Raw genomic sequence first — 5,831 nt, forward strand, 5'->3', positions numbered from 1 at the left:
AAAGGGTAGCCAACCAGGGAGTTCGTGGCGATCCCACCAGGATAAACCGGCTAAGGCGATCGCGCTGAGGCCAATTAATCCCGCATCTAAGCGGTGAAACCATTCCAGGAACACCTGAAGATTCATTTGCTGGGTGGGGACTAACTGGCCGTAACATAACGGCCAGTCTGGACAAGCCAAACCCGCATTCATCACCCTTGTTGCACTGCCGACTGCCATTAACAGCAGGGTCGCGATCGCAATTTTCCAAACCAAGCGACGAATCCGATCCCGAGGGGGGGAGTCAGGGGCTGCGATCGCCGGATGCCGATCAACGACTGAGTTCGCCATAATCGCTACTCCTTCGCGTCATTATTCGTTCCTTATGTTAAATTAACACTAAGTAATTACTCTGATGTAGTTTATCCTTTCCACCAAATCCGACAACAGAACTCTTTTTCTACAGTAGCGAGTCAGAATCAAGAGCGACAAGCCTTGAACCGGATTTCCCCTCCCCTAAAAATTACCGAGATTTCCTGACAATCCCTGCCCTAAAGTCAACCTTTCTTCACAAATCCCCGTTTGTCGTGACGGTTTCAACCGTCATCCCCTTTCACCGAGACAGTTTCCACCCAAAAAATGTAAAATTTCTTCCCTCCCGGTGACCAATTGAGGGACCAAATATATCAACAACCGATACAGCGGACCCGAAAAATTGCTAACTTAGCAATTGGAGTCACAAAAAACTGTTGCAAGACAGCACTCGGAGTCGCCGACTGCGGCAAAATTTCTGATCTAGGAGGTTGAAGTGAAAGTACCCAGTGCTATTTGGACGATGATAGCAGGCATCACCATCACGCTGGTGAGCTTGTGGGTCGGCCAGAATCATAGTCTCATGCCCGTTGCCGCCTCAGAAGAAGCGCCCCGGATTGATGCACTATTTAACGTGATGATGACTATTTCCACAGGTTTATTCCTGATTGTCCAGGGGATCATCGTGATTTCCATTTTCAAATTTAAAAAACGTGCCGATGACAATACCGATGGGCCACCCATTCATGGCAACGTTCCCCTAGAAATTCTCTGGACAGCGATCCCAGCCATCATCATCATGGGGATCGGCATCTACAGTTTTGAAATTTACAACTCAATGGGCGGCCTAGACCCAATGGCCTCCCATGAGTCTCATGTCGCCCATAAACACCAGGCTGGGGAGGCGATCGCCGCATCCCTACCCTCCGACGAAACCGCCGTTACCCCCTATAAAGCACCGGGTAAACTGGTGGCCCTCGGAGTGGGTGCCTCTCCGCGTACCCAAGGACAAGACCCCTTTGTCAGTGTCAACGTCCTCGGACTCCAGTTTGCCTGGATTTTCACCTACCCCAACAGTGGCGTAACCGCTGGAGAATTGCATCTCCCGGCAGGAAAAGAGGTGCAACTGACCATTACCGCCAGCGATGTCATCCACTCCCTGTGGATTCCAGAATTTCGACTCAAACAGGACGCCATTCCCGGACGTTCAAGCGAGTTGCGCTTCGTTCCCCAAATCATCGGAGAATACTCCGTGGTTTGCGCCGAACTCTGTGGGTCCTATCATGGCGGGATGAAAACCCGCGTGATTGTGCAGTCGGAAGAAGATTTCCAAGCCTGGTTACAGAGTCAGATTGCCGCCCAATCTGAGGGACAAGAAACAGTGGCCCTGAATCCGGCAGACTTATCGGAAACGGACTATCTGCAACCTTTGGCCGCTGAGATGGGGATTGATGGAGAAATGCTCAAACAACTCCATGCTGAACACCATTCTGGCGATCGGGCGATTTAACCCCGGCCATGTCTTTAGCTGTGGAGGGGAGAGGCAACTCGCCCTTTAACCGGGACCGAATGACCCATCATCCCCCATCAGCAGGGGAACTCAGACGCATCAGTAATAACAATTGATTTATGGCACAAGTAACCGAACCCCAAACCGATAACCTCGGGGAAACCCTTGCTGTAGAAGCCGGTGGACAGACCCCTTGGCGCGAATACTTTAGCTTTAGTACGGACCATAAGGTGATCGGGATTCAATACCTGGTCTGCACCTTCATTTTCTATCTGATTGGCGGTGCATTAGCGACCGCTGTTCGCACGGAATTGGCAACTCCCGACTCGGATTTTGTCAGCCGCGAACTCTATAACGGTCTGTTTACGATCCATGCTACGGTCATGATTTTTCTGTGGATCGTTCCTGCGGGGACCGGGGCCTTTGGCAACTACCTGATTCCCCTGATGATTGGGGCGCGGGATATGGCTTTCCCCCGGTTGAATGCGATCGCCTTTTGGCTGATTCCTCCCGGTGGAATCCTGCTATTATCTAGCTTCTTTGTCGGTGCCGCGGGTGCCGGTTGGACCTCCTATCCCCCCTTAAGTACCACCGGGGAAAAAGCGGGAGAATTTATCTGGATTTTGAGCGTTCTGATACTGGGAACCTCCTCCATTTTGGGCGGAATCAACTTTTTGACCACCATCCTGAAAATGCGGATGCCGGGAATGGGATTAAATGATATGCCCTTGTTCTGCTGGGCAATGCTGGCAGCTTCGGCTTTGATTTTAATCTCGACGCCGGTGTTAGCGGGGGCGTTAATTCTTCTAGCTTTTGACTTAATTGCTGGAACTGCCTTTTTCAATCCAATGGGCGGTGGGGACCCGGTGGTTTATCAGCATATGTTCTGGTTCTATTCCCACCCGGCAGTTTATATCATGATTCTGCCCATTTTTGGGATGATTTCTGATATTTTGCCGGTGCACGCCCGCAAGCCGATTTTTGGCTATCAGGCGATCGCCTATTCCAGTATGGCAATTAGCTTTCTGGGCTTAATTGTCTGGGCGCACCATATGTTTACCAGTGGTACTCCCGGCTGGTTACGGATGTTCTTCATGGTTGCCACCATGATTATTGCCGTTCCCACAGGAATTAAAGTCTTTAGCTGGTTAGCCACAGTTTGGGGGGGCAAACTTCGCCTCAACAGCGCCATGCTGTTCGGGTTGGGTTTCGTCTCTATGTTCGTGATCGGCGGTCTGAGTGGGATTATGATTGCCTCAGTCCCGTTTGATATTCACGTTCACGATACCTATTTCATTGTCGCCCACTTGCATTATGTGCTGTTTGGCGGCAGCGTCTTCGGTCTGTATGGGGGGATTTATCACTGGTTCCCCAAGATGACGGGTCGGATGATGAATGAATCTCTGGGTAAATTGCATTTTTTCTTAACGTTAATTGGGTTTAACCTGTGCTTCCTGCCGATGCATTATCTGGGATTGCAAGGGATGCCTCGTCGGGTGGCGGAGTATGACCCCAAATTTGCCACGGTCAATTTAATTTGTACGGTGGGGTCTTATATCCTGGCGGTTTCTACCATCCCGTTGATTATTAATGCGGTGTGGAGTTGGATTGGCGGTGCGAAAGCATCGGGGAATCCCTGGGATGCGTTAACGATGGAGTGGCAGACGACTTCTCCTCCGCCGGTGGAGAATTTTATTGGGGAACCTGTGCGCTTGACTGGGCCTTATGATTACGGCATGGGCGATCGCAACCCGAACGTCCAAATGCCTGAGTCCCAAGCGAATACTCCCATGCTATCCGGGGGACCGACGGTTTCCTAAACCGCGCAACTCTATTTTTTGGGGTCGGGTCAACCCCGACCCCAGTCACCTTACAAGGGTAGGTTTTTTAAGCTCATGGTGATTTGCCCTAAGATTAACTGCACCTCCGGTCCCCTCCCCTTGCCAAGGGGAGGGTTAGGGTGGGGTCCTCTTAACGTGGCGTCAGCCACGTCACGCACTATGAAGCCGCGATCGCGCCTTTTTGGAGACGGGTCCAACCTCTTTCCTCGTTAATCGGCGATATAGCGTCACTCCGACTCTCCAACCCACCATTCCTAGTGACGAGGCTTTAGCCACGTCACTTTGACCCCACCCTAACCCTCCCCTTGCCTTGGTCCGGGGACCGGACGTGCAGTTAATCTTAAGGTCTATACACCATAAACGGAAAAAACTTACTCTTGTAAGACCCCAGTCACCCCAGACTCAAACCATACACTCTACAACAGACTATTGCTTATGCAAGGGACAATTGATACCAGCAACGCGGCTATACAAGCTGAACATGGGGCAGGCACCCACGGGGGTCACCACGGTGACCATCCGGATCATCGAATTTTTGGAATCATCATCTTTCTGGTGGCGGAGTCGATGATTTTTCTGGGATTATTCGCCGCTTATCTCACTTTTCGGTCGGTTTCCCCGGCATGGCCGCCAGAAGGTACGCCGGAAATGGAACTGTTGCTGCCGGGAATCAATACGATTATCCTGATTTCTAGCAGTTTTGTGATGAATCGCGGCAATGCGGCGATTAAGAAGAATGATGTCAAGGGTTTGAGGTTTTGGTTCGGTGCAACAGCAGTCATGGGTGCTGTGTTCCTCGCGGGCCAGTTGTATGAATATTTTCATACCGGCTTTGGTCTGACGGATAATATCTTTACTAGCACGTTTTATGTGCTAACTGGCTTTCACGGATTGCACGTGACTTTTGGGTTGCTGTTGATTTTGGCGGTCTTATGGCAATCCCTGAAGGCGGGTCATTATTCTAAGGAAAGTCACTTTGGACCAGAAGCAGCAGAAATTTACTGGCACTTTGTTGATGTGGTCTGGATTGTGCTGTTTACGATTCTGTATTTGTTCTAATCGGGAGGTTATATCTCCTATTTTGATGAGATTTGCCCCCATTTGGGGGTTTTTTGTGTGCGATCGCCGCGTCACCGTTGGGAGCGCCCTAATGATGCCGGTTCCCGGGAGTCGAGTCCTGGGTGTCAGAAGTATCATCAGGGCGATCGCTTCGGGTTTTCCCCGTTTCCCGGGGATTTTAGAGGAATGTTTTTCTACTAATGCGGTCAACTTCCCGCAACAAAATGGGATAAAAGAGGCTTAAAAATTGTTAAAACAATTAGTGAATTTCAGTGAATTTCACTGGCTACTTTTCGGAGGGTTTCCGTAAATTGTTCGCTCTCGATGAGCTTGGTAATTTCAAGAGCAGCCGTTTGGATTTGCTGAACGTGCTTTAGCTTTTTCTCATCAGACCAGCTATTGCTATAACATTCGAGTAAATCTGCCGACGATAAAATCGTCGTTAAAGGAGTTCTCAGTTCATGAGAAATTAGGGTCATAAAGTATGATTTGAGTGCAACTAGGTTTTCTTGATGCTGTGCTTGAATAGCCCGAGATTGAATAGTGTGCATGGCGATTTATTGAATTTGAAATTGTTAAGAGTGTTTCCTGTTTAACATCACTCAGAGATGAACCGACATTGATCAGGTCCGAGGGGTTGTGGGCGATCGCCTAAATCCTTTCGCCTAGACCGACTTGAATCTCGATGGGACAATTCCCTCCGGTTCCAATGTAACCAGCGTTACATTGAGGGTTCCGCCCCCCCCTGATCTGTACCCCCTGGATACCCAAACCACCCAGGATTCACAAACCTGAACCCCGGGTCTTTCTCTGAGTTAACCCATATATTAAGCGATTTGTCTCGGTAGGGCTATAAGTCATCCCGTCTATTTTTCAACAATCACAGCCTCTGGCTGCTGATCCCCTCATTTGTGAGCACAACAGGACCAATCGGGGTTTTGTGCCATTATTGCACCCACTTCCATCTAGGTTCCGTAAGTACCAACCTTCGAGAAACCAGATCCTGTCCACCGATAGTGGGTATTTTCATGGACTACCCAAACCGGAATGTCATAAGTCCCTGACCAGAAATTGAGGACAGCCCGAAGTTTGACCCGTTGCCTATTCTTCGATAATTTCCACCAAGTCTT

General features: G+C 49.8%; 6 protein-coding genes. 4 read left to right on the top strand and 2 right to left on the bottom strand.

Annotation, left to right across the window (positions count from 1 at the left end; all coding sequences use genetic code 11):
- A partial coding sequence (locus J0895_RS24045; protein ID WP_207090514.1) for a COX15/CtaA family protein occupies nucleotides 1–330 on the bottom strand: 330 nt, incomplete at its 3' end.
- Between the two features lie 457 nt (nucleotides 331–787).
- On the opposite strand from J0895_RS24045, the gene J0895_RS24050 reads away from it, so the two are divergent.
- The 4 genes from J0895_RS24050 to J0895_RS24065 all read left to right on the top strand — a co-directional run bounded on the left by J0895_RS24050 (nucleotide 788) and on the right by J0895_RS24065 (nucleotide 4,945).
- Entirely contained in the window at nucleotides 788–1,801 is a 1,014-nt protein-coding gene (locus J0895_RS24050) for a cytochrome c oxidase subunit II transmembrane domain-containing protein (protein WP_207090515.1), read from the top strand.
- 119 nt (nucleotides 1,802–1,920) lie between these two features.
- A complete protein-coding gene (gene ctaD / locus J0895_RS24055; RefSeq protein ID WP_207090516.1) occupies nucleotides 1,921–3,621 on the top strand; it encodes a cytochrome c oxidase subunit I in 1,701 nt (566 codons plus the stop codon).
- A 456-nt stretch (nucleotides 3,622–4,077) separates the two neighbouring features.
- A complete protein-coding gene (locus J0895_RS24060; protein ID WP_207090517.1) occupies nucleotides 4,078–4,701 on the top strand; it encodes a cytochrome c oxidase subunit 3 in 624 nt (207 codons plus the stop codon).
- A 25-nt stretch (nucleotides 4,702–4,726) separates the two neighbouring features.
- Nucleotides 4,727–4,945 (top strand): hypothetical protein, encoded by a 219-nt coding sequence (locus tag J0895_RS24065; RefSeq protein WP_207090518.1) that lies wholly within the window; start codon nucleotides 4,727–4,729, stop codon nucleotides 4,943–4,945.
- Between the two features lie 25 nt (nucleotides 4,946–4,970).
- On the opposite strand, the gene J0895_RS24070 is transcribed toward J0895_RS24065, so the two are convergent.
- The gene (locus tag J0895_RS24070) at nucleotides 4,971–5,252 is read right to left on the bottom strand and encodes a histidine kinase dimerization/phospho-acceptor domain-containing protein (protein ID WP_207090519.1); all 282 of its coding nucleotides are present in this window, start codon (nucleotides 5,250–5,252) and stop codon (nucleotides 4,971–4,973) included.
- Between the last annotated feature and the right edge of the window lie 579 nt (nucleotides 5,253–5,831).

Source organism: Phormidium pseudopriestleyi FRX01, from assembly GCF_017313335.1.
GTDB classification, from domain to species: Bacteria; Cyanobacteriota; Cyanobacteriia; order Cyanobacteriales; family Laspinemataceae; genus Laspinema; species Laspinema pseudopriestleyi.

What these genes read in the sequence shown, in the direction of transcription:
- ctaD (WP_207090516.1), top strand. Translation starts at nt 1,921, where the DNA reads ATGGCACAAGTAACCGAACCCCAAACCGATAACCTCGGGGAAACCCTT.
- J0895_RS24060 (WP_207090517.1), top strand. Translation starts at nt 4,078, where the DNA reads ATGCAAGGGACAATTGATACCAGCAACGCGGCTATACAAGCTGAACAT.
- J0895_RS24065 (WP_207090518.1), top strand. Translation starts at nt 4,727, where the DNA reads ATGAGATTTGCCCCCATTTGGGGGTTTTTTGTGTGCGATCGCCGCGTC.
- J0895_RS24070 (WP_207090519.1), bottom strand. Translation starts at nt 5,252, where the DNA reads ATGCACACTATTCAATCTCGGGCTATTCAAGCACAGCATCAAGAAAAC.